Below are 24,781 nucleotides of genomic sequence, written 5' to 3'. Positions count from 1 at the left end.
TTATTCTTCGTCTGGGAACCACTCCTGTAGTAGTTCACGCGAGCGTTCGAGCTCTTTTTGCCACGTATTAACACCCACAACCGTTGGTTTCAGCAAAATCACCAATTCGGTTTTTTCAGTCAGCTCAGAGGTGTTACGAAACAGATACCCTAAACCGGGTAAATCCCCCAAAAAAGGGACTTTAGATACTTGATTGGAGGTGTTGGATTTCATTAATCCACCAATCACCACCACGTCACCATCTTGCGCGCGGATCACCGAGTCTGATTCGCGGATCGTACTACGCGCTAATGGTAAAATGATCTTAGTATTCCCGTAATCAATCTGTTTGTTCTGCTCTGCCACTTCAATCACAGCAGGGTGAACGTGCAAGAGCACATTACCTTGATCATCAATTTGTGGCGTCACATCAAGAGAGATACCCGAGAAAAATGGCGTGAGTTGAACATCTGGTGCGACATTGGAGTTCTCGCCATTTCCGACTACACCTGTCACATCGGTGACATAATATTCATCAGTGCCGACTTTGATCACCGCTTTTTGGTTGTTAGCCGCGGTAACTCTAGGGCTGGACAGGACATTCAAATCCCCTTGAGTTCCCATGAAGTTAAGCACTGCTTTAAAGCTGCCATCTGAAATGGTGACATTGGTTTGGCCTTTCAGCAGAGTGCCAATCGCATCCATCCCCGGCAGTAACGAAGCCGCACTACCGACTTTATCAATCACAACATCACCATTGCCAAAGGACATATTTGACCAATTGATCCCTTGCTGGTAACCATCGCTCAAGGTGACTTCTAAAATTTTCGCTTCAAGGATCACTTGTCGCTGCAGACGTTGCTGAGAAATGCCAAGGAAGTTACGCACTTCGCGAATTTCATCGGGGTAAGCGCGAATCGTAATGACACTGGCTTGTGGCGTGACGACCACACTTTGACCTTTACCCGAACCAATCAGTTGTGCAACGGCTTTTTCAAGCTGCGGCCAGAAATCGCTTTCACTGGTGGTTTCAATTTCAGTCCCACCTTTCGAATTACTGGATGAGTTACTCGAATTGGAATTAGAACTGGAATTTGAGCTAGAACTACTCGAAGAACTAGAACCGGTATCCGTATTAGTGATCGTACCGGTGGTGATGGAAGTTAAAGAACGGCCCGTACGTTTAAGTTGTAAATAATCGACCGGGATAGTCACAGTACGCAGGCCTGACGGGTAAACCTGAATCACTTTACCCTTTTTGATAATTTCATAGCCATACATGTCACGAACAACGGCCAATACATCATCCAAAGTCACGTCGGTTAGATTTACCGTTACACTTCCAGTAACTTCAGGGTGGATGGCGGCACTAAACTCAGTCCCTTTCACTAAACTGGCAAAAAATACCCTTGCATCCACATTATCAGCTTGGATACGAAAGCGTTTAACCGTTTCTTGACTGCGCGCTGTGATTCCCTCAATGTCAGGCATCAAGTCAGCTTCTACGGAGGCCGGTAGAACGGCTAGATTTCGGCTGTTGGCTTCATTAATCGCCTGATTCAAAGACTGTTTCATCTCAACTGGATCGCGATGCCCCATAGAACAGCCCATTAAGGATACGATGACTACGCCTAATACGATTTTACGCATACGATTTCTATACCTTACTGCTTGATGTCCAGAGAAAAGAGGCCTAAATCCCACGTCTTTCCTCTGCGAGAAAGGGTCACTTGCTGTGGTTCAATGGCTTCTACTGTGTAGCCAAATAGCGACTCTCCGATGCCAACCACTTGATCGTTAAGCACTGCCACACAAGGTATGGTTTGTTGGCATACAATACTTTGCAACCTAGGTAGCGGGTAACTTTCTATCTTATTGACAGGTGATGCGCTCTCACTCGCCCAACCTAATGGCGCGGTAGGATCTTTCGCTGCCCAACTACTGCATACAAAACACATCAACAGCAGTGAAAAAACGGATCTAACCACCAATAAACTCCTGTCTAATGCCTAATGTGTACACTTCCATAATGACTCTGGCTTGGGGGTAATTTTCTACCTTGTATTGGAAATGACGCCAATAATACTTCATCGGTAAACTTTCTAAATTGGTCAAATAATTCAATATCGCGAAGTAATTACCGGTGAACTCCAATCTCACAGGATGAACATAATAGCCTGAATATTCAGATGATTGGTTGTTATTTGCAATCGGCTCTGCTGCTAATGACTCCATGGAGACCAAAGTCAACTCTGGGCTGGTTGCCAAAACACTTTCAAGCAATTGCGCCATCTTCGCGGGTGTAATCAGTGAATCAACCAATGCTGCCAGCTCAAGCGAGAGAGTTTGGCTCTGCGTCATTAACTGTTTGAATTCTAGATTGATCTCTTGATTCGGATCTTTATTAAGCTTAGCAGTCAATAACAGAATTTCACCTTGCATTCGCTGGTTCATCTGCTCAACAGACTGAAGCTGTAACCGATTAGCCGCCACCGATTTCATCGCAGGCTCGAGTAACAAGCTAAACAAGAGCAGTGTAATCACCACTAAGCCACATAAGGCGATCAACATTTTTTCACGCGAACTGATGGCTAAGAATTTGTTGCTGATGCTCTGCCAATTCATTGGCTATCCTCCGCTTTAGTTTTAAGCTCAAAGATGAGAATGCCTTGCTCATTGCGCGCAATTTTTAACTTTTCAAAACTACGTCCCACTAGGTTCAGTTCGCTTTTAAACTGACTTAACCAGTTTGGAATATCTTTCGCCTCTCTAGCCAAACCTTGCAAATCGAGCTGCTCATGATGAATGGTAATGGTCGTTAATGAAATATCATCACGGCTGAGTGTGGCGAGCGAACGCATGACTCCTGAGTAACCGACCTGTTGTGATTGGTCAAACTCATTAATCGAATCCAATGTGGCTTGTTTGCCCTTAATTTGCTGCTTCAAACGCTCAATCGCCGCCATTTTTTCAACCGATGGCTTATGCTTATCAACTTTCTGTTTGGTCGTTTCTAATTCAGCAGCAAGGACTTTATTTTGCGCTTGTTTAGCTTGTAGCTGCTGTTTCAATTGACTATTTTGCCATTGATAACTGGCATAGGCCAATAGCATCACTAAAGCGACAATGCCCCAAATCGCGCAGACCATGGACAGTGAAAAATACTCTTTCTTCGGCTTAAGATACGCCGGGTATAAGTTGAGCATTGAATCGTCAATGCGAGTCACTTGCTCCACCAGCAGATGCGCCGAACTCGGTAACCGCTCATCAAGCAGGGAAACTTTGACATTTAGGCGTTCATTTAATGCATCGACCAACTCTTGCTGCGCTTCTTCATCACACAGCACTTTTAGCTGATGTAATGAGGCCCCTTTAAGCTGCGAGGAAAGGTAATCGATCGAACGTTGCAGTTCTAACGCTAAACCATCGAGCTGTAAAACCGAGCTGGCGACGCCAGTAATGGGAGAGACAACACCTCTCATCGTGCGTTGAAAACAGCATTTTTGGTCCACAAATGCGTCAAACTTAAAACTGCTGTTTTTACTGCGCTGTAGCAGCAAAAAATGTTCAAGATCACCGGCACTTCTCGCCCACACTTCATCTTCGGGAATTACTTTGCCTAACTCTAAACCCATCGCACTCAGTTGCGACGCCACTTCCAATACTGTGCGTTTTGAGACCACGTAGGCTTGAATTTTATTATCTGCGGGTAACGGAAAAGCATCAGCGATGATGTCAGTGACTTTCTCTGTCACCAGATCTTTCAATAAAAATGGCAGGGCGACTGACCACTCTTCTTTGGGTAACTGCGGTTTTTCTATTTGATAAGTTTGATAAAAATGAGCATGGAGGACAAGGTTAATTACCGTGCCCTTGATGTTGAGCGGTTTGAGTGCGTGAAAGAGTACCTGTTGCCACGTTGCACCATCAAGCGGGATCTCTGTCGGCAAAGTCGCATCATCCAAAGCCGAGAAATAGAGAGCATCAGGTCTTACGACAACGAACAATTGCCGCAACGTCGCTTTAGATGGTTTTAATTTATCAATCAGTGACTGAAGATTCATATAGGTTCGCTTTTATTTTTTACGCCAACGATTTCTTCGCCCTAAGGTCACGCTAGGGCTAATTATTTTCTCAGGTAACAAAGGCTGCTCTTCTTCAAACAGTCGGCCTTGCCCACCATGAATGCCTAGGTTTTTTAGCGTTTGCCACTCTTGCTCTGTTTCGACACCGACCGCAATAACTTGAGTCTGAGTACCGCCACAAGCACCGATCATGCTACGTACAAACAGCTGATTTTCATGCCGTTGGTCTATTTTCTTCATCAAACTGCGGTGTAACTTAAGGAAATCAATCTTAAGATCTTTTATGTAGTGAGTGCTGACAATCGTTCTGCCAGCCTGCCCTACGATTACCTTAGCACCGAGGCCGGAGATCATCTTAATAACGGGGCGCATATAATCGAGATGCTGTACTAATCGCCCCTCTGGAAACTCAAAGGATAGCAGTACTCTGCTACTCGAGGTCAGTTGCAGCAATTCATGTCGAAACCACTTAAAATACGACTTATCGGCGAATGGGACGACATGCAAGTTCACTGACACATTGACCTTAACTTCAGAGCGTTTGAGCAAACGAACCACCTGCAGCAACACGGCTCGATCCATCACCATTTCATAACCTACAGTTTCTAAAGCAGAATGAAAGCGAGAGGCTTTTATAACACCTTGTTCTGGATCATCAATACGCGCAAACAACTCATCGTGCAGCCATACTAAATCATTCGTCTTTTCAAGCAAATAGCAAGGTTGACGGAATAAAATTATTTTCTCAGGCGTCAGCACCTGATCAAACAAAGTTCGCCAACGCACACTGCCGCGTTCCTCTTGGAAAAAAGTACTCTTTTTAAAGCGGCTCCACGTGTTCACTCGCTGTAACTGAGCACTTTTTAAGGCCGTTTCTGCCTCATCCAACACTCGACCACGCCGCTCGCCTTCGCTGTACATACTGATACCTATATGGCACCAGTTTTCTTTATCGAGCGGCTCTGGAGGCGATATGCGCGCTAAAAGCTTCAAACATTGTGTAGCAATAGAAGCGACCTCTTTTACCCCTTGGTGCGGCACAAAAATGGCAAAATCGGTATCGTAATAGCGAGATAAAATAACATCCGGGTAACGCTGTATGACGTTAGAGATGTTCTCCCCGACTTCCACAACGAGATCATCCGCTGCTTTTTTATCATTTTCTTCGCACAGAGAATCCCAATCATCGATACGCACTAACAAAACGCCACCACGCGCGCCATTCTCTAACAAGGCTGATTCCAATTTGCTATCAAAAAGGACACGGTTGGCCGTACCCGTCAACTTATCTAAGAAGGTTTGGGTCCGGATAAAAGTATCAAAGCGGCTACGCTCTTGACGAGCATCTTGCAGTTCATCAATCAGGACATCAAGCGCCTCACTCGCCGTATAAGGCCACTCGCGGTGATCACCTTTGGCGTACTGCTCCACTCGACCGGCGAGAATCATTCGCCCTCGCTCCTCCAACAATTCAGATCCAAGCAATTGCTCTTTAAGCCACTTTACCCCACGAATCAAACAAAACACGATGAGACCAACTGCCAACGTAATAGACCACATGGCACCCAATGAGTAGCTATAACTGAGATAGGGCGGAACGGCTTTAAAGCTGATGCTGTAGCCTGGATTACGTTCAAGGATAATATCAATATGGTACAAACGGGCAGGGTCGACTTTGGACGAGGTATCTTTAAAACGGTAAATAACGCCAGCTGGTGAAGAGAGCTGCATTTCAACAATGCTACTGGCTTGCAACATTTTGGGCATCCAACGTTGCAATGAATAAGCGGCATCAGGATCTTCTATTTCTTTATCGACTACCTCCACAATTCCTGCTAGGTAGTGATTGAGATATTCTTGTCCAAGCCGTTGAAAAGACAAAGTTCCACCAATAAACAAAATGAACATTGCACTGGTTACGATGAGCGTAACAAAAGCTACTAACCGAGTACTCAGTTTCAGTGTTGGTGTATACCGCATGAATGCTGAATTCCTTTTCAACGTAAACTTTGTCGATCACTAAGCTGTGCTGACAAACAAGAAAATGCTAATAGTGATAACTATATAAAAAAGCCGCGGTTTTCGCGGCTTTTTTCGACATTCGAACGTTTAGAATGGGATGTCGTCATCAAAATCCATTGGTGGTTCATTATACTGAGGTTGAGCCTGTTGAGGAGCTGACTGCTGTTGCTGTGGTTGCTTTTGCATCGCAGGCTGCTGAGGTTGCCCCCATCCGCCACCTTGTTGCTGTTGTTGTGGCATTCCACCTTGCGCTGGAGCACCACCTTGAGCACGGCCACCCAACATTTGCATCACACCATTAAAACCTTGTACGACAACTTCGGTGGTATAACGATCTTGTCCGCTTTGATCTTGCCACTTACGAGTTTGTAGCTGACCTTCAATGTACACTTGTGAACCTTTACGTAAGTATTCACCAGCCACTTCGGCTAATTTGCCAAACAGCGCAACACGGTGCCATTCGGTTTTTTCGCGTTGCTCGCCAGTTGCTTTATCACGCCATGAATCTGACGTTGCAATGGTGATATTTGCCACAGCAGCGCCACCAGGCATATAACGAATTTCTGGGTCGTTACCTAGGTTACCCACTAAAATAACTTTATTTACTCCACGGCTTGCCATGTTTTGCTCCGTCTTCCATCATGAGTGTTCTTTAAATAGCTGACTAGGATACCACGCTTTATGCGAGGCACAAATCTTCACAGAAATAGTTGTCAAAATTCATCTCACAATCTTGCTCAATTTCCTATTTTTTAGAACCACTACCTCTAATTTAAGGATGACAAAACACTCAGTTACCTTACTATATGAAACTAAGCGCAATTTTATTTATCTCGTTGGCTTTATAACCTAATTTCCGTCATTTTCTAGACAGTTGTCTAACATTCTCGTCAAAAGGAAGTGACCATGAGAAAAGCAAACTATACCCGCACCATTTACTTTCTCTGTTTAGATAAAGAGCAAGAACACCCTTATATTGACCATTTAACCGATCGGCTTGGGCTGCCCATTCCTAAAATTGAGCCCGAAACCTTGCGCCAAGCGTATTGTTCAGATAAACACAAAATATTGATGATTGACCATGCCGATTATGCGCAGTTGCAACGACGCTTGGGAAACTGCCCATTAAACAGTCAGCATCATGAAACGATCCTCATCAATGTGTTGCAAAGATTAACCACGAATGACTTATTAACCTTTGGCCATTTAAAAGGGCTATTTTATAAAAATGACACCTTAGATAAAATTGCATTCGGGCTTGGCGAAATCATTAATGGACAAAATTGGCTACCCAGACACGCTGTAAGTCAGTTACTGCACTACTATCGCTACGCGTTTGAGTCCCATACTGCTCAAGTGATTACAGACTTAACCGCCCGCGAAATACAGATCCTCCGCTGCTTACAAACTGGCGCATCGAATAACCAAATGTCGGAAGATTTATTCATCAGTGAATTCACGGTCAAATCACATCTCTACCAAATATTCAAAAAGCTATCGGTCAAAAATAGGGTCCAAGCGATTGCGTGGGCCAATCAAAATATTCTGTCTTAATTATGTGCTTTCACGCAGAATTTAACTGAGTTCACCGCTTTAGTGGTGATAGCGTTTCATAAAGCATGATAAGGTTGCGCCATCAATTAACAATTCAAATAAAAATAAGGTTATAGCATGATCAAAAAATGCCTATTCCCAGCCGCTGGCTACGGTACACGTTTTCTTCCAGCGACAAAATCAATGCCCAAAGAGATGATGCCAGTAGTCAATAAACCCTTGATCGAATATGGTGTTGAAGAGGCGATTCAAGCCGGAATGACCGGGATGTGTATTGTGACTGGGCGTGGAAAACACTCGATCATGGATCACTTCGATAAAAACTATGAGCTAGAGCATCAAATTAGTGGCACCAACAAAGAAGAGCTACTGGTTGATATTCGTGAAATCATTGATACCGCCAACTTCACCTACATTCGTCAACGTGAAATGAAAGGTTTAGGCCATGCGATTTTAACGGGTCGAGAGTTAGTCGGCGATGAACCTTTTGCGGTGGTGCTGGCCGATGACTTATGTGTCAATCAAGAAAAAGGGGTTTTGGCACAAATGGTCGCTCTGTATAAACAGTTCCGCTGCTCAATTGTTGCCGTTCAAGAAGTGCCTGAAAATGAAACACATAAATACGGTGTTATTTCTGGTGAAATGATCAAAGACGATCTGTTCCGAGTGGATGACATGGTTGAAAAACCAGAACCAGGCACCGCACCAAGCAATTTAGCCATCATTGGCCGCTACATTTTAACCCCAGATATTTTTGATCTGATTGAGCAAACAGAGCCAGGTAAAGGTGGCGAAATTCAAATTACCGACGCGCTACTCAAACAAGCGCAATCAGGCTGTGTATTGGCGTATAAATTCAAAGGCCAACGCTTTGACTGTGGTAGCGTAGAAGGCTATATCGAAGCCACTAACTACTGCTTTGAAAACATGTACAAAAAGAACGAACAAAAAGTCGCGTTGGATAAACATTCGACTCATAAAGCTTAAGTAACCGAATGCGTTAGTCACCTAATGCGTTAGTCACCTAATGCGTTAGTAACCTAGCGCCTCCCCAATAAAAACCACGGCAAGTCCCGTGGTTTTTATTTACTGTTTTTTTATCCAGTACCTATTTGCACAAAACTCACACTATGCAATACTTGCTTAACTTGTGTTACATAGAGCCTAGATGATGGACAAAATTGAAGTTAGGGGCGCTCGAACCCACAACCTGAAAAATATCAACCTGACCATTCCACGCGATAAATTAACGGTGATTACAGGGCTATCAGGCTCGGGGAAGTCGTCTCTCGCCTTTGATACACTCTACGCAGAGGGCCAACGCCGCTATGTTGAATCGCTGTCTGCCTATGCACGCCAATTTTTATCTTTGATGGAAAAACCGGATGTTGACCATATTGAAGGTCTTTCACCGGCTATCTCTATTGAACAAAAATCAACCTCGCATAACCCTCGTTCTACGGTTGGCACCATTACCGAAGTTTATGACTACTTGCGTCTGCTTTATGCGCGAGTCGGTGAGCCGCGCTGCCCTGAGCACAAAGTGCCACTTCGCGCCCAAACCATCAGCCAGATGGTTGATAAAGTATTGGAGTTAGCTGAAGGTTCAAAACTGATGCTGCTTGCACCGATTGTGAAGGAGCGCAAAGGTGAACACGTTAAAACGCTGGAAAACTTGGCCGCGCAAGGTTTTATCCGTGCCCGCATTGATGGTGAAACGTGCGATCTGACTGATCCACCAACCCTTGAGCTGCACAAAAAGCACACCATTGAAGTGGTGGTTGATCGCTTTAAAGTTCGTCCTGACCTACAGCAGCGCCTAGCCGAATCCTTTGAGACAGCGCTCGAGTTGTCAGGCGGTATTGCTGTGGTTACTGATATGGATGGTGAAGGCGAACAGATTGTATTCTCAGCCAATTTTGCTTGTCCACACTGTGGCTACAGTATGCAGGAGTTAGAGCCTCGGCTGTTCTCATTTAATAACCCAGCGGGCGCATGCCACACCTGTGATGGTTTAGGCGTACAACAATATTTTGACCCTGAACGCGTTATCCAAGATAGCCAACTCAGCCTCGCGCAAGGAGCGATTCGTGGCTGGGATCAGAAAAATTACTACTACTTCCAGATGCTCACGTCACTCGCTGCGCATTATGATTTTGATTTACACACCCCATTTAACAAACTGCCTAAAAAGGTTCAGGAAATCATCTTGAAAGGCTCGGGGAAAACTGAGATTGAGTTTAACTACATTAATGATCGTGGTGATATTCGGGTTAAACGCCATCCGTTTGAAGGCATTCTCAATACACTTGAACGGCGTTATCGCGATACAGAATCTAATTCTGTCCGTGAAGATTTGGTGAAATACATCTCGACTAAGCCTTGTACCAGTTGTAATGGCACCCGTTTACGCATCGAAGCTCGCAACGTATTTATCAATGACACCGCACTCCCGGAAGTGGTGGAACTGAGCATTGCCGATGCCTTGCAATTTTTCCAATCTCTTGATTTAGAAGGCCAACGAGCACAAATTGCTGAAAAAGTAATGAAAGAGATCAATGACCGTTTGCATTTCCTCGTCAACGTTGGATTGAATTATCTCAACCTTTCTCGGAGTGCTGAAACCCTATCAGGAGGCGAAGCACAACGGATTCGCTTAGCGAGCCAAATTGGCGCTGGACTCGTTGGGGTAATGTACGTCTTAGATGAGCCATCGATTGGGCTCCACCAGCGTGATAACGAACGGCTATTAAAAACGCTCACACATTTACGCGATCTAGGCAACACGGTATTAGTTGTAGAGCATGACGAAGACGCGATTCGTATGGCCGATCATGTAATTGATATTGGCCCCGGCGCTGGTGTGCATGGTGGGCAAGTCGTAGCAGAAGGGAATGTGAATGACATTATTTCCAACCCTAATTCGCTCACGGGACAGTACCTGAGCGGCGCGAAAAAAATTGCGATTCCTACCGTGCGTACCCCGAGAGATCCCAAGAAAACGGTGGAGCTTATCGGCGCGTCGGGTAACAACCTCAAGACGGTTGATTTATCAATTCCTGTTGGTTTATTTAGCTGCGTAACCGGAGTTTCAGGCTCCGGTAAATCAACCTTAATTAATGATACCTTTTTTAAAATTGCTCATACGGCCTTAAATGGAGCCACCACAGCAACGCCTGCTCCATATCAAAAAATCAAAGGGTTAGAGCATTTTGATAAGGTCATCGACATTGACCAAAGCCCGATAGGCCGAACTCCCCGCTCAAACCCGGCCACCTATACAGGCATTTTCACACCGATCCGTGAGCTATTCTCGGGCACTCAAGAGTCTCGCTCTCGAGGCTATAAACCGGGTCGTTTTAGCTTTAACGTACGCGGTGGACGCTGCGAAGCATGCCAAGGTGATGGTGTGATTAAGGTTGAAATGCACTTTTTACCCGATGTTTACGTGCCATGCGATGTGTGTAAGGGCAAACGCTATAATCGTGAAACATTGGAAGTCCGCTACAAAGGCAAAGCGATTGATGAAGTGTTGGAGATGACCGTCGAAGATGCTTACGCTTTTTTTGAGCCCGTACCGATGATCGCTCGCAAACTCAAAACTTTGATTGACGTGGGTTTATCCTACATACGCCTCGGACAAGCGGCGACGACATTGTCAGGGGGCGAAGCTCAACGCGTCAAACTGGCTCGTGAACTATCAAAACGCGATACAGGAAAAACCTTGTACATTTTGGATGAGCCAACGACTGGTTTACACTTCCATGATATCCAACAGCTCTTGACCGTACTGCATCGCCTACGCGACCACGGCAATACTGTGGTGGTGATTGAACACAACTTAGATGTGATTAAAACCGCAGACTGGGTGATCGACTTAGGGCCAGAAGGTGGACAAGGCGGCGGCGAAATTATTGCTCAAGGAACGCCCGAAGATGTGGCGCAGATCGAAGGTTCACACACAGCACGCTTTCTTAAGCCTATGTTGAAATAGAAAAAAACGGTAAAGTAAAGAAACCAGTAAGTGGTTGCTGGTTTCTTTTAATTGGAACGCGAGACCTATGGCAACATTGCATCTAAGCGGTACACAACTTGAAGCACAAACACCCGCCATCCCCTTAAACAAACCCTTTTTGCTTTCGATTGGCATTCTCTATTTACTGGCAATGCATTTTTTTATGCCCAACCCTGGTGGCTCAGGTCTGGCTTTATCTTTTAATCCAACCACTTGGCTTGCCCTTAGTTTTACGCTCTCATTAGGTCTGTATCAACTCGCATCTAACCGTAGGTTACGCTATTCCAAACTGACCATCGGTCTTTTCATCAGTTGTGTGATCATGACGATTCCGCTGCTTTATACGAATGCTCAAATTGAGTCGTCGTTGAGTCGAATGTTAGGACTATGGACTGGGCTGCTTTTTTTTGTATTGCTGCAACAATTTCGTTTTAGTAACAAACATAAGCAGCGATTACTCTGGTTTATCGTACTCGCGGTATTGATTGAAACTCTATTTGGTCTGTACCAATACTTTTTGCTTTCACCCGATAATATTTTTGGCTACAACACCCTCATCAACCGCCCTTACGGCATTTTTCAGCAACCGAATGTGATGGCGAGCTTTCTCGCGACAGGGCTGGTCATGTCCGGCTATTTACTGGCTCGTCAACCGAAAAAGTACAATCAGCATGTTAGCGAAGTGAGCCTACTTTATGTCACTCCACTGCTCACTGCACCGTTGCTGGTGATATTAGCCTCGCGCACTGGCTGGATTGGCGCGGTACTCGGCACGCTTTTTGTTCTGCCTTACCTATTTAAATTTTCGACGCCTAAACGATTTTGGGGATGGAGCGCTGCGACGCTATTGGGTATTGCTTTAGGGTTTGTCGCTGTCTATGCCCAAGGCTCGGGCGATTTTCTAGAGAATAAGGCTGATTTAGAGAGCCCTCGCCGTTATACCTTTCCTCAAACCATCGATATGGTCATAGAAAAACCCTTCACGGGTTATGGCTATGGCAAGTTTGAATCTGAATATTTGCTTTATACTGCAAGGCAACACCAATTAAACCCTAGCTACCAACCGGGGTTAGCGTCGATGGATCATCCTCATAATGAATTACTATTCTGGGCGGTGGAAGGCGGTTTGTTACCTGTGCTAGGGATCACACTGGCCATGCTTTTCGTGCTCATGCGGATGTATTCGGCCAAGAAAGGGACCAGGCTTGCGATGTTCGCCCTTTTCATCCCTATCGTGTTGCACAGCCAACTCGAATACCCGTTTTACCATTCGGCCATTCACTGGGTAACCTTCATCATTCTTCTTTTTTGGGTTGATCAGCGAGTAGCTAAATACCGTTCGGCCCCTTTTGGCCTTATCAGTAAATCCCTGTTTCGAGTATTGAGTTTAGTACTGCCGATTTTGACTGGCTTTTATATGCTCAGCGCACTGCACAGTAATTACGTGCTTACCCAATTTGAGAAATCTCAACCCAAAAACCCGGATATCCTACAAAAGGTGACGAACCCTGTAGTTTGGAAAGACCGTTTTGATTGGGATGTCTACAGCACTTACCTCAACATTGGCCTGTATAATCAAGATCCTAAATTGATTACGCCATACATCGACTGGTCATTGGCCATCATAAAACATAAACCGCGTCCTGCTTTTTACAATAATCTGATCTTGGCTTACCAAGGTATTGGTGACGAAAGCCGCGCCGAGCAAATTCGCTCCGAAGCCGCATTTTTGTTCCCCAATATGGATTTCAGTGAGGTGCAGTATAGCCCACCAGCCAGTTCGGCTGATCGTTCGTCTGCCAATTAAATCGAGGATATGAGCCTTATTCATTAAAAAAGCTTTCCCCAAAAGAGAGAAAGCTTTTAACCGTTGAGCTTATTTCACACTCCAACCAGTAGATCTCACTGCCAGATGAGTGGCTTACGTCACTGGTGGAAAATCCAACACCATGGTAGCAACGCTGAAATAGATGATCACCCCAATAGAATCCGCAATGGTCGTGATCAACGGAGCACTGGCTGATGCAGGATCGAGCTTAAACTTATTCAGAATGAACGGAAGGAGCATTCCAACAATACAGCCAATAATCACCACAATTTGCATCGTTACCGCAACGACAAAAGCGATATCACTGCCGCCTCGCCAAAAACCCAATAAAGAGACAGCAATGGCCATTGTTGCCCCTAATAACGCCGCAATCCCTAACTCTCGCACCAACATGGATAGCCAATCTTTCATCACCACTTCACCAGTGGCTAAGGCTCGAACCATCAACGTTGCTGACTGGGATCCTGCATTACCGCCGCTATCAATCAACAGTGGTAAGAAGAAGACCAAGGCGACATAGGTTTGAATCGTCTCCTCAAAGTACGCAATTCCGGCACCAGAAAAAAGATTACCAAAGACTAACAACACCAGCCAAAACACACGTTTCTTGTACATTAGCCATACGCTGGCTTCTTTAAGGTTACCGGTAAAACCAACCGCAGCGACTTTATGAAAATCCATATCCGCTTGCTGCTCGGCCACGTCCATCGCATCGTCATAAGTCACTATACCGACCAAACGAAATTGCTCATCAAAAACAGGTACCGCAAGTAAATCGTATTTACTGATGGCTTGCGCTGCACACTCTTGATCTTCATCGGCTCGAACAAACACTGTCTCTTTGGTCATGATGTCAGAGACAAGCGAGGTTGGTTGTGCCAGCACTAAATCCTTAAGCGAAAGTGTACCAAGTAAGCGATTCTGTTTATCAATCACATACGCTTGATAGATGGTTTCCCTCTCGTTGGCCATTTCACGTAAACGCGCTATAGCCTGCTGCACATCATCATCGGCGTTTAACGTCGCATAATCTGTCGTCATGATGGAGCCGACCGAGCCTTGAGGGTAGGCTGCAAGTTGTTGTACATCTTGCCGCTCTTGTTGATCCAGTAGAGCAAGTAGCGGCGGTTGGCGCGTCTCATCCAAGTGAGCATATAAGTCAGCCCTTTCATCATGGGGCATAACTTGAAGCACTTTCGCAAGCGCTTCGAGCGGCATTCTCTCCACCACTTTTTCTCTGATAGGCTCAGAAAAATACCCCAATAGCTCCGCTTGACGAGCGATTGGCATCAATTGCACCAGCTCAAAGACATCCTCTTCGCTCAAGGTCTGATTAGCCAACTGCTCAGCGAAGACTTGAGCAATATCAGCGATAGGATACTGTTCCATTAATTGATTTAAGTTTAATGGGTCACGATTAAAATTAATCGCAGCGAGTTCTAACGCTATTTTTTGTAATTTCATTATCATATCTCAGCCGATATTTAACTTTAAAAATAAACATAATAATTTTAAAGCTTATTTTTAGAATCAATGTATTCAATGAATAACTTAAATTTTAAGTACACTGTTCCAATCTCACTAAAATTTCATTTAGTGAAGTTGAGCGACTTATTTTAAAGTTTGTTAATATTTATTATATAGAATAGGCGCCAATCACTCGATTCCGACTATCGATGATAGGAATCATAGGCAAATGACTGTCTAATAATAACTTTCTAGCTTGAACCTTATCCATTAAGGCCGATACGGCAATATCGCTTTTGTGCATAATATCTTTCATGATGATATTCATCTGTGATACCACCACCTTGCTTAAATAAACAAATCCTAAGTATTCACCTGCATTACCAGAGATAAAGATAAGGTTTAAACGCTTATCGGTTAAGGACGATGAGCGTAGAATCGCAATCACCGCCTCTACAGATAGCGATGCGCCTACACAAATAAAGTTGTTATCCATTTCGGTTTGAATAGAGTGAGCAGCAGGTAGCCGGTTGCCCATAGCTAATGATGTGTTGTACATAACCATCTTTGTATCTCCTTGAAACTATCAAGGCAAAGAAACCAAATTATGCAGAAAATCCACGTAACTGAGCTGCAATAAGCTTATACCATCAAGCTCAAGCATTCCCCGCCTTGAACAAGCAAGTTAGGAGAAGATAAAGTCAGTCAAATAGAGAAGCCGTGTACTTGCGAAAGTTCTAGCGGTGTACAGATGACACGCAAGAAATTCAAAAGCATTCACGCTCTAGCCAGTAGAAACGCTGTATTGAATAAATCATATGATCGACTTAAACAAACACGATACTCTATAAAAAGAGTGTGATATTGACAGGAGAGAACAAGAAAAGGAGCTTCGTTAGTATGAATACCAACTTAGCAAAAGCGAGGCTTTAAATGAAAAGTTGGCAACAAAACGTAGGCTTTTCTACTAACCAGAAAATACCACACTTGGATAATCGACTACTCGACGAGTCCATAGGTTTCTATTGCACCTCTAAAAAGTTAATAATAAGTATGCTTTCTCAGCGCGCTTATCCTAACGCAGATAAAATAATGGTCAACCAAAACAATCGAACAATGTTCATTTTTTACAATACCATGACAATACAAAGTAGTATCCAAACTGGTTCTAATATTTAGGCCACAAACTTTAGCATCGTATATTTATTATAAATACACAAAATGCCACTTATATTCATACGAGTAATTAAACCATTAACGCAAAATTTATCTTAAGATATCAATCACGAGTATTCCACTCACGCTAGGGAAGAGCTAACAATAAAAATGAATTTTATGATTGATGCTGAGACGAACAACGTTCAGCATCAGCACCACTAAAAAGGAGCAAATGCTCCCTTATGTGTTTTTTTTGCTAATTTGTTAATGACTCTTCTAACGCCCGCAAGCATAAGGCCACGTTTTCACTGCGCGCCCCATACCCCATTAGACCAATACGCCACGCTTTACCCGCTAAAGTGCCAAGGCCTGCGCCGATCTCCAAGTTGTATTGATTGAGTAAATGCGCTCGCACTTTAGCCTCATCAACCCCTTCTGGAATATAGATCGCATTCAATTGCGGTAAACGACAATCTTCAGCAACGACAAATTCAAATCCTAATTTTTCTAAGCCCTGCTTTAATTTGTCATGCATCACACGATGACGTGCCCAAGCCAGCTCTAGACCTTCGTTTCTCAACACCAGCAAGGCTTCATGCAATGCGTACAAACTGTTAACTGGCGCAGTGTGGTGATAACTGCGTTTGCCTGCACCGCTCCAATAACCAAGCACTAAGCTTTGATCTAAAAACCAGCTTTGAACGGGGGTTGTGCGAGATTGAATTTTTTCAATCGCTTGCGCTGAAAAAGTCAGTGGCGATAAACCCGGAGGGCACGATAAGCACTTTTGGCTCCCAGAATAGACGGCATCGAGCTGCCATTGATCCACATAAAGTGGCACGCCGCCTAAGGATGTCACCGCATCTACAATACTCAGCATGTTGTTTTGCTTAGCCAGCAAACCTAATGCTTGCGCATCACTCAATGCACCAGTTGACGTTTCTGCATGGACAAACGCGAGAATTTTAGCATCAGGGTTAGCCTGTATGGCTTGCTCGACTTTATCGAGCGAAACGGGGGTTCCCCACTCATCATCCACCAGCACCACTTCTCCGCCACAGCGCACTACATTCTCGCGCATACGTTCGCCAAAAACGCCATTGCGACACACGATGACCTTATCTCCCGGCTCAATCAGGTTGACAAAGCACGCCTCCATACCAGCGCTGCCCGGCGCCGAAACCGCGATGGTAAACTCATTTTCCGTTTGAAAAGCGTATTTAAGCAGCTGCTTTAGCTCATCCATCATCTGGATAAAAAGCGGATCTAAGTGGCCAACGGTCGGCCTGCTCAGCGCTTGTAATACTTGAGGGTAAATATCTGACGGGCCTGGCCCCATCAAAATTCGCTGGGGTGGGTTAAAACTGGTAATGGACATAGTTGCTCCTTGCTTGCGGCCAAATACGAATACCCAGAGTAAAACAAATCTGCTGATGCAACAATTCGACCGAAGTCTAGAGGTCAAACCAGTGTCACACTCTGGTTAATTTTATTTTACATTTGGACTTAATTAGCGATTGACATTAACAGTTCAAAAACGTTCAATGAATGAGCTATCTAGCAGAAGAGGAGCACTGCCCAGGCAGATGTTTTGTGGAGCCTCAACTCCAATACAAAACATTAATGGGGAGCAGTGCCGAGATAAACCAAGGTTGTGGATTTGGTTTATCGGTTGAATGGGCTGAATCCCTTCAACTGTCATCAGCAACCCTGATGAAGAGCTTCTGAGGTAAACCAATCATAAAAACACCTCTTTATTTGCTCTAGAAAAACTCTCTTCAAACATTGGACGTTGGTACACCAACACTATTTTTATTTCAGGAAGTCGTGGGAGAAATGCCGTGAGCGCATTCAATGTCGCCAAATTTGGCGGAACAAGCGTTGCTAACTTTGAAGCAATGAGCCTTTGTGCCGCTGTGATCGAAAATAATCCAGAGACCAAATTAGTCGTGAGCAGTGCCTGCTCTGGCGTGACGAATTTATTGGTTGAATTAGCCAATGGCGTACAAGATGCCAATCAACGCTTAAGTATTATCAAGCAGTTAGCTGATATTCATCATGCGATTATTGATAAACTTGCCGACCCGCTACAAGTTGAAAAAGAGGTACACTCAATTTTAGATATGGTGGCCAGTGTCGCAGAAGCGGCCTCTTTTCAAGCGAGTAAAAAACTGACCGATCACTTAGTGGCTTGTGGCGAGTTAATGTCGACCTTCATTCTGACGCAATTACTGCGTGAACGTGGCATGGATGCGATCCGTTTTGATATTCGAGAAGTGCTGCGTACTGATGATCACTACGGTCGGGCAGAACCGCAATTAGAACAGATCCAGCAATTAGCCCAAGAGAAGTTAACACCACTTTGTCTGCAACACGTAGTGGTAACTCAAGGTTTCATCGGCGCTGATGAGCAAGGAAATACAACCACATTGGGCCGAGGCGGCAGTGATTATTCTGCGGCCTTGATCGCCGAAGCGGTACAAGCTTCTGGCTTAGAAATTTGGACTGATGTGCCGGGGATTTATACGACCGACCCTCGCATTGCGCCTAAAGCCGCTCCGATTGCGGAAATAAGCTTTAGCGAAGCATCGGAGATGGCAAACTTTGGCGCTAAGATTTTGCATCCATCGACGTTGCTGCCCGCGCTTCGCCACGATATCCCTGTGTTTGTCGGCTCCTCAAAAGAGCCTGAAAAAGGCGGCACTTGGATCCGTAAACGTGTGGAAAGCTCACCTCTATTTAGAGCCTTGACCCTACGCTGCAATCAAACCATGGTTACGCTACGCAGCGCTAGCATGTTTCACGCATACGGCTTTCTTTCGAAGGTGTTTGAAATTTTAGCCAAACACAAAATTTCGGTGGATCTGATCACCACCTCTGAAATCAGCGTCTCATTAACATTAGATAAAACCGATACCTCAGGTGGAGCGCCTGAACTACCTCAAGCGGTGCGCTTAGAATTAGAAGAGCTGTGTAAAGTTGAAGTCGAACATAATCTGTGTTTAGTTGCGCTGATCGGCAACAACATGAGTGAAAGCAAAGGCTATGCAAAACAAGTTTTTAGCACCTTAGAGGATTTCAATTTGCGTATGATTTGCTATGGTGCCAGCCCGCACAACCTCTGCTTTTTATTACACGAGTCGGTTTCTAAAGCGGCAATTCAGAAACTTCATCAAGATTTGTTTGAACGATAAAACCACATTGAGTAGTAACATGCTGAATAAAAAACAGGTTGGCTTAGCCAACCTGTTTTTTATTACTTAATCTAAATTCGGCCCAAGCCATTTTTCCGCTTCTTGCACATTCCAGCCTTTACGTTGCGCGTAATCTTGCATCTGATCTTGCTGAATTTGTGCAATGGCAAAATAACGAGAGTCAGGATGCGAGAAGTACCAACCTGACACCGAAGCACCCGGCCACATAGCGTAACTGGTGGTTAAAGACATATCGATGGTTTGCTCAACCTGCAACATCTCCCACAAGGTGCCTTTTTCCGTATGCTCAGGACACGCTGGATAGCCCGGCGCTGGGCGTATACCTTGGTATTTCTCACGGATCAAATCATCGTTCGACAACTCTTCGTCAGCAGCATAGCCCCAAATTTCTTTACGAACTTGCTGATGCAAATATTCCGCAAAAGCCTCAGCAAGACGATCAGCTACCGCTTGGATCATGATGGCGTTGTAGTCATCGCCTTGCGCTTTATATTGGTCTGCTAATTCTCGCTCACCAATTCCGCCTGTCACGGCAAATGCACCGATCCAATCTCGTTTACCACTCTCTTTTGGTGCAATGTAATCGGACAAGCAGTAGTTATAACCTTTGGGCTTTTCGGTTTGTTGGCGTAAGTGATGAAGAACATGAGCAACCTCGGTGCGCGATTCATCGCGATACACTTCGATATCATCTCCCACACTCGCGGCCGGGAATAAAGCGCAAATACCGCGAGCTTTGAGTAGCCCTTCTCGCTCAACTCTATCAAGCAATGCATTAGCATCATGGAATAAACTTTGCGCTTCCTCTCCCACCTCTTCGTGTTCAAAAATCGTCGGATATTTACCCATCAATGACCATGTCATGAAAAATGGTGTCCAGTCGATGTAACGACGAAGGGTAGCCACATCAAAATCATCAAACACATGTACGCCCAATTTAGCCGGAACTGGCGGCGTATAGTTACCCCAATCGATAACCGCTTTATTTGCCCTTGCCACTTCTAATGATACGGGTTTAGTACGGGGGGTTTTACGGTGATGTTGATCACGCGTGCGTTCATAATCGAGGTTTAATTTTTCCACAAAAGCAGGACGTAACTCATCAGAAAGAAGCGAAGAACAAACGCCTACTGCGCGCGAAGCATTGTTCACGTACACAACTGGCTGGTGATAATTTTGCTCAATTTTAACTGCGGTATGTGCTTTAGAGGTGGTTGCTCCGCCAATCAAAAGCGGTAATTTAAACCCTTGTCGCTCCATTTCTTTGGCGACGTGCACCATTTCATCTAAAGAGGGAGTGATGAGGCCGGATAACCCAATGATGTCGACATTCTGTTCTTTCGCGACTTTGAGGATCTGCTCGCATGGCACCATAACACCGAGGTCAATGATTTCGTAGTTATTACACTGCAAAACGACGCCAACGATATTTTTGCCGATGTCGTGTACATCCCCTTTAACTGTGGCAAGAAGGATTTTGCCATTATTAGAACCTGCTTGCTTAAGCGCGTTGATGTAGGGCTCTAAATGCGCAACGGCTTGCTTCATAACGCGCGCCGATTTCACCACTTGCGGCAGGAACATTTTTCCTTCGCCAAAGAGGTCACCGACCACGTTCATTCCATCCATTAGAGGCCCTTCGATCACATCCAGTGGGCGACTGGCATTTTGACGAGCTTCTTCTGTATCTTCAACAATATACTCGGTGATACCTTTGACCAACGCATGCTCTAAACGTTTTGCAACTGGCCATGAACGCCATTCAAGCGCACTGGCATCCTCTTCCTTACCGACACCTTTGTTCGCGTATTCAGCCGCAATATCCAGTAAGCGTTCAGTGCCATCGCTGCGGCGATTGAGAATGATATCTTCGACTGCTTCACGCAGTTTCTCAGGCACGTTATCGTAAATCTCAAGCTGACCGGCATTGACGATACCCATGTCCATGCCGTTTTTAAAACAGTGATAAAGGAATACAGCATGGATCGCTTCACGCACATAGTTGTTACCGCGAAAAGAGAAAGAGACGTTGGAAACCCCGCCGGAAATCATCGCATGGGGTAAATTACGTTTGATATCAGCCACGGCTTCGATAAAGTCCACAGCATAATTATTATGCTCATCAATACCAGTCGCAACCGCGAAAATATTGGGATCAAAAATGATATCTTCAGCAGGGAAACCAACCTCATCAACCAAAATTCGATAAGCTTTGGTACAAATTTCAAGTTTTCGCTCACGGGTATCCGCTTGGCCTACTTCATCAAACGCCATCACGATCACAGCAGCACCATAGCGGCGAATGAGTTTAGCTTGTTCAACAAACTTCTCTTTCCCCTCCTTGAGGGAAATCGAGTTCACAATCCCTTTGCCTTGAATGCATTTGAGACCTGCTTCAATTACCTCCCACTTAGAAGAATCAACCATGATTGGCACTTTGGAAATATCCGGCTCAGAAGCGCATAAATTGAGAAAGCGGACCATGCAAGCTTGCGCATCCAACATCCCTTCATCCATATTGATATCGATGATTTGTGCACCGTTTTCGACCTGCTCTCGAGCAACATGCAGCGCCTCGTCATACTGTTCATCTTTGATTAAACGCTTAAAACGCGCAGAACCAGTGACGTTAGTTCGCTCACCTACGTTGATGAATAAGCTCTCTTTGGTAATCGTCAGCGGCTCTAGACCGGATAGACGACAAGCCACTGGAATATCGGGTAACGCTCTTGGTTTCACACCTTCGACCACTTTTGCCATTTGTCTAATGTGCTCAGGAGTGGTTCCACAACAGCCACCAACAAGGTTCAAGAATCCTGCTCGCGCCCATTCCCCGATGTGCTGCGCCATCTCATCGGCTTCAAGATCATATTCACCGAATGCGTTAGGCAACCCCGCATTGGGGTGAGCCGAGACATAACATTCGGAAATACGTGATAGCTCTTCAACGTATTGGCGCAATTCATCCGGACCGAGTGCACAGTTCAAACCAAATGAGATAGGCTCAACGTGTCGCAGTGCATTATAAAAGGCTTCGGTTGTTTGCCCAGAAAGCGTTCGACCAGAGGCATCGGTGATTGTCCCTGAGATCATCACGGGCAGTTTGTAACCCAACTCTTCAAACACACAATCCACCGCAAAGGCACAGGCTTTAGCATTTAAAGTATCGAAAATAGTTTCAATCAAAATTAAGTCGCTGCCGCCACGAATTAAAGCACGTGTTGATTCTGAGTAAGCTTCAACTAATTGCTCAAAGCTGATATTTCGAAAACCAGGGTCATTCACGTCAGGGGAGAGCGAGCAAGTGCGGTTTGTTGGCCCTAGCACTCCCGCCACGTAACGAGGTTTCTCAGGCGTTTTCGCCGTCCATTCGTCAGCAGCTTCGCGTGCAAGTTTTGCAGCAGCGAAATTGATCTCATCGCTAATGGCTTGCATATCGTAGTCGGCCATTGCGATGCTCGTCGCGTTGAAGGTATTCGTCTCTAGGATATCAGCACCTGCTTCCAAGTAAGCACTATGAATTTCTTTGATTAACTGAGGCTGCGTCAAGACGAGAAGGTCATTATTTCCTTTCAGATCGCTTGGCCAATGGGCAAAGCGATCTCCGCGATAATCTTGCTCTTCCAATTTATAGCTCTGAATCATGGTGCCCATGCCACCATCAATCAATAATATTCTCTGTTGCAATTGAGCTTCAATTTGACTTCTAACTTCTCTTCCCACAGTACAGCCTCATTCCTTTTGGTTATTCGCTCATCCTATCATATAACCATTAGAAATCTAGACGTCTAAACTTCACTTTAATTATCGTTTGATACATCTGCAATCATGGCTAAAAAGTGTTTGCTATTTGTACATCATCCAAGGAGAATTTCATTCATATTTTGTTACACGACGAGAAAACAATGTCTGTCTATTACACTTTATGCTTCCTATCAGGAGCAGCAATGTTGATTGCCTTTCTAAACAGTAAGATAGGCAATATGCAAACCACTATCGCCATTACAGCAGGATCGATGATGTTGTCATTATTGATCTTAGTTGCAGGTCAAAATGATTGGTTTCATCTAACTCAAATAGCGACAGAAACCGTCAACAGTATTAACTTTGAAAATTTTCTGCTCAAAGGAATACTCGGTTTTCTACTTTTCGCTGGCGGCCTAGGCATCAAATTACCCAACCTAAAAGATCAGAAATGGGAAATCGCGGTTCTTGCACTAGGCGCAACGCTATTTTCAACCTTCTTCATCGGTTTTGGGCTATACGCCTTCTGTCAATTTATCGGTATTCACTTCGATCTCGTTTACTGTCTGCTCTTTGGTGCACTCATATCACCAACAGACCCAATAGCCGTATTAGCTATTGTTAAAAAGTTAGATGCACCAAAACGTATTTCAACCCAAATCGAGGGAGAATCGCTCTTTAATGATGGTTTTGGTTTGGTTATCTTTGTCACTATTTTCACTATTGCATTTGGTACAGAAGCACCAACCATAGGTAGTGTAACTATGTTGTTTATTCAAGAGGCAATGGGGGGCATCCTGTATGGCCTAGCTCTTGGGCTATTATTCCACTACCTCATCAGCGCCACCGATGATCACTCAATGGAACTGCTTTTAACCATTGGTATACCGACTGCTGGCTATGTTTTTGCAGATGTTATTCATGTTTCCGGGCCTTTAGCTATGGTTGTATCAGGGATAATGATCGGCAACTGGACACGCTTCATTGGCTTTTCAAAAGAAAGTGAAGAACACCTTGACCACTTTTGGGAATTGGTTGACGAATTTTTGAATGGTGTGCTCTTCCTACTTATCGGTATGTCGATGCTACTCTTCAAATTCCATGAAGAGGACTGGATATTGATGGCTTTCGCCATTCCTCTTGTCTTATCTGCTCGCTATCTAAGCGTTTTTTTCTCTTACATTGGCTTCAAGCGTTACCGCTCCTACAACCCATGGTCAATAAAGATACTAACTTGGGGAGGGCTACGAGGTGGGCTAGCACTAGCAATGGCACTTTCTATCCCATCTGGCATATTAGTTATCCCAGACAAGCTTATTGATGTAAAAGAGATAATCCTTGTTATGACATACGCTGTCGTGGTGTTCTCAATACTTATTCAAGGTTCAACAATTACCCCATTGATAGATAAAGCAAAACAAGCTGAAAAGTCGTCAATGTAGAAAGAAAACTGTCAGTAATGACTGATCAAATCAATTTTATCCCTAGCCGATGTTCTAGAACATCGGCTTTTGCTATCTTTACTTTGTTACTCCTCTCTCTATATCTACTTAATACCAATTTAAAAAATATGATCTAATTAAGGCTTGTAGTGGCATAGTGAATTTGGTCACTTAGTTAGAGGTGATATCATCACCTCATAAGTTAACAGGTGACACTATGACAAAACGTACAAGACGACTATTTAGCGCAGAATTTAAGTTAGAAGCAGCAC

The 24,781-nt window shown here is 44.6% G+C and carries 16 protein-coding genes and 1 riboswitch; of the genes, 6 read left to right on the top strand and 10 right to left on the bottom strand.

Going from position 1 to position 24,781, the window contains the following annotated elements; genetic code table 11:
- The 6 genes from mshL to AACV32_RS09640 all read right to left on the bottom strand — a co-directional run bounded on the left by mshL (position 1) and on the right by AACV32_RS09640 (position 6,707).
- On the bottom strand, positions 1-1,629 hold the full coding sequence (gene mshL, locus AACV32_RS09665) for a pilus (MSHA type) biogenesis protein MshL (protein WP_170895057.1): 1,629 nt from the start codon (positions 1,627-1,629) through the stop codon (positions 1-3).
- Positions 1,630-1,643: 14 nt separating this feature from the next.
- Entirely contained in the window at positions 1,644-1,970 is a 327-nt protein-coding gene (locus AACV32_RS09660) for an MSHA biogenesis protein MshK (protein WP_170895058.1), read from the bottom strand.
- Positions 1,960-2,604, bottom strand: a complete 645-nt coding sequence (gspM, locus tag AACV32_RS09655; RefSeq protein WP_094133109.1) for a type II secretion system protein GspM — start codon at positions 2,602-2,604, stop codon at positions 1,960-1,962. Before gspM ends, AACV32_RS09660 begins: the two co-directional genes overlap by 11 nt.
- Positions 2,601-4,043 carry an MSHA biogenesis protein MshI gene (locus tag AACV32_RS09650; protein ID WP_170895059.1) on the bottom strand — a complete coding sequence of 481 codons (1,443 nt, stop codon included), beginning with the start codon at positions 4,041-4,043 and terminating at the stop codon, positions 2,601-2,603. The genes gspM and AACV32_RS09650 overlap by 4 nt, the downstream gene beginning before the upstream one ends.
- Before the next feature lie 12 nt (positions 4,044-4,055).
- Positions 4,056-6,044 carry an RNase E specificity factor CsrD gene (gene csrD, locus AACV32_RS09645; protein WP_094125115.1) on the bottom strand — a complete coding sequence of 663 codons (1,989 nt, stop codon included), beginning with the start codon at positions 6,042-6,044 and terminating at the stop codon, positions 4,056-4,058.
- Between the two features lie 129 nt (positions 6,045-6,173).
- On the bottom strand, positions 6,174-6,707 hold the full coding sequence (locus AACV32_RS09640) for a single-stranded DNA-binding protein (RefSeq protein ID WP_013857892.1): 534 nt from the start codon (positions 6,705-6,707) through the stop codon (positions 6,174-6,176).
- Between the two features lie 285 nt (positions 6,708-6,992).
- Here AACV32_RS09640 and AACV32_RS09635 point away from each other — a divergent pair, with 285 nt between their 5' ends.
- The 4 genes from AACV32_RS09635 to AACV32_RS09620 all read left to right on the top strand — a co-directional run bounded on the left by AACV32_RS09635 (position 6,993) and on the right by AACV32_RS09620 (position 13,462).
- A complete protein-coding gene (locus tag AACV32_RS09635) occupies positions 6,993-7,640 on the top strand; it encodes a LuxR C-terminal-related transcriptional regulator (RefSeq protein ID WP_170895060.1) in 648 nt (215 codons plus the stop codon).
- A gap of 117 nt (positions 7,641-7,757) precedes the next feature.
- Positions 7,758-8,627, top strand: a complete 870-nt coding sequence (galU, locus tag AACV32_RS09630; protein ID WP_013857894.1) for a UTP--glucose-1-phosphate uridylyltransferase GalU — start codon at positions 7,758-7,760, stop codon at positions 8,625-8,627.
- A 184-nt stretch (positions 8,628-8,811) separates the two neighbouring features.
- The gene (uvrA, locus tag AACV32_RS09625; protein WP_026029161.1) at positions 8,812-11,634 is read left to right on the top strand and encodes an excinuclease ABC subunit UvrA; all 2,823 of its coding nucleotides are present in this window, start codon (positions 8,812-8,814) and stop codon (positions 11,632-11,634) included.
- 67 nt (positions 11,635-11,701) lie between these two features.
- A complete protein-coding gene (locus tag AACV32_RS09620; RefSeq protein ID WP_170895061.1) occupies positions 11,702-13,462 on the top strand; it encodes a PglL family O-oligosaccharyltransferase in 1,761 nt (586 codons plus the stop codon).
- A 114-nt stretch (positions 13,463-13,576) separates the two neighbouring features.
- Here AACV32_RS09620 and mgtE read toward each other — a convergent pair whose 3' ends face one another.
- From mgtE to AACV32_RS09605, 3 genes are all read right to left on the bottom strand, one after another.
- On the bottom strand, positions 13,577-14,953 hold the full coding sequence (gene mgtE / locus AACV32_RS09615) for a magnesium transporter (RefSeq protein ID WP_170895062.1): 1,377 nt from the start codon (positions 14,951-14,953) through the stop codon (positions 13,577-13,579).
- A gap of 166 nt (positions 14,954-15,119) precedes the next feature.
- On the bottom strand, positions 15,120-15,515 hold the full coding sequence (locus tag AACV32_RS09610) for a hypothetical protein (RefSeq protein ID WP_170895063.1): 396 nt from the start codon (positions 15,513-15,515) through the stop codon (positions 15,120-15,122).
- A gap of 849 nt (positions 15,516-16,364) precedes the next feature.
- Positions 16,365-17,486 (bottom strand): pyridoxal-phosphate-dependent aminotransferase family protein, encoded by a 1,122-nt coding sequence (locus tag AACV32_RS09605; protein WP_170895064.1) that lies wholly within the window; start codon positions 17,484-17,486, stop codon positions 16,365-16,367.
- 178 nt (positions 17,487-17,664) lie between these two features.
- A riboswitch (Lysine riboswitch) is annotated at positions 17,665-17,840 on the top strand.
- A gap of 109 nt (positions 17,841-17,949) precedes the next feature.
- On the opposite strand from AACV32_RS09605, the gene lysC reads away from it, so the two are divergent.
- Positions 17,950-19,302, top strand: coding sequence for a lysine-sensitive aspartokinase 3 (gene lysC, locus AACV32_RS09600; RefSeq protein WP_017043419.1), 1,353 nt, complete (start codon positions 17,950-17,952; stop codon positions 19,300-19,302).
- A 66-nt stretch (positions 19,303-19,368) separates the two neighbouring features.
- On the opposite strand, the gene metH is transcribed toward lysC, so the two are convergent.
- Positions 19,369-23,046, bottom strand: a complete 3,678-nt coding sequence (gene metH / locus AACV32_RS09595) for a methionine synthase (RefSeq protein ID WP_170895065.1) — start codon at positions 23,044-23,046, stop codon at positions 19,369-19,371.
- Positions 23,047-23,162: 116 nt separating this feature from the next.
- On the opposite strand from metH, the gene AACV32_RS09590 reads away from it, so the two are divergent.
- On the top strand, positions 23,163-24,509 hold the full coding sequence (locus AACV32_RS09590; protein WP_017046634.1) for a cation:proton antiporter: 1,347 nt from the start codon (positions 23,163-23,165) through the stop codon (positions 24,507-24,509).
- Positions 24,510-24,781 lie beyond the last annotated feature (272 nt).

The organism is Vibrio sp. B7 (assembly GCF_963888765.1).
Taxonomy (GTDB): Bacteria; Pseudomonadota; Gammaproteobacteria; order Enterobacterales; family Vibrionaceae; genus Vibrio; species Vibrio anguillarum.
The sequence above is the reverse complement of the archived record's forward strand: the minus strand, read 5'-3'. Positions and strand labels throughout refer to the sequence as shown.

Coding starts and splice junctions, on each gene's coding strand:
- mshL (WP_170895057.1), bottom strand. CDS start 1,629: ATGCGTAAAATCGTATTAGGCGTAGTCATCGTATCCTTAATGGGCTGT.
- gspM (WP_094133109.1), bottom strand. CDS start 2,604: ATGAATTGGCAGAGCATCAGCAACAAATTCTTAGCCATCAGTTCGCGT.
- AACV32_RS09650 (WP_170895059.1), bottom strand. CDS start 4,043: ATGAATCTTCAGTCACTGATTGATAAATTAAAACCATCTAAAGCGACG.
- csrD (WP_094125115.1), bottom strand. CDS start 6,044: ATGCGGTATACACCAACACTGAAACTGAGTACTCGGTTAGTAGCTTTT.
- AACV32_RS09640 (WP_013857892.1), bottom strand. CDS start 6,707: ATGGCAAGCCGTGGAGTAAATAAAGTTATTTTAGTGGGTAACCTAGGT.
- AACV32_RS09635 (WP_170895060.1), top strand. CDS start 6,993: ATGAGAAAAGCAAACTATACCCGCACCATTTACTTTCTCTGTTTAGAT.
- galU (WP_013857894.1), top strand. CDS start 7,758: ATGATCAAAAAATGCCTATTCCCAGCCGCTGGCTACGGTACACGTTTT.
- uvrA (WP_026029161.1), top strand. CDS start 8,812: ATGGACAAAATTGAAGTTAGGGGCGCTCGAACCCACAACCTGAAAAAT.
- AACV32_RS09620 (WP_170895061.1), top strand. CDS start 11,702: ATGGCAACATTGCATCTAAGCGGTACACAACTTGAAGCACAAACACCC.
- mgtE (WP_170895062.1), bottom strand. CDS start 14,953: ATGATAATGAAATTACAAAAAATAGCGTTAGAACTCGCTGCGATTAAT.
- AACV32_RS09610 (WP_170895063.1), bottom strand. CDS start 15,515: ATGGTTATGTACAACACATCATTAGCTATGGGCAACCGGCTACCTGCT.
- AACV32_RS09605 (WP_170895064.1), bottom strand. CDS start 17,486: ATGTCCATTACCAGTTTTAACCCACCCCAGCGAATTTTGATGGGGCCA.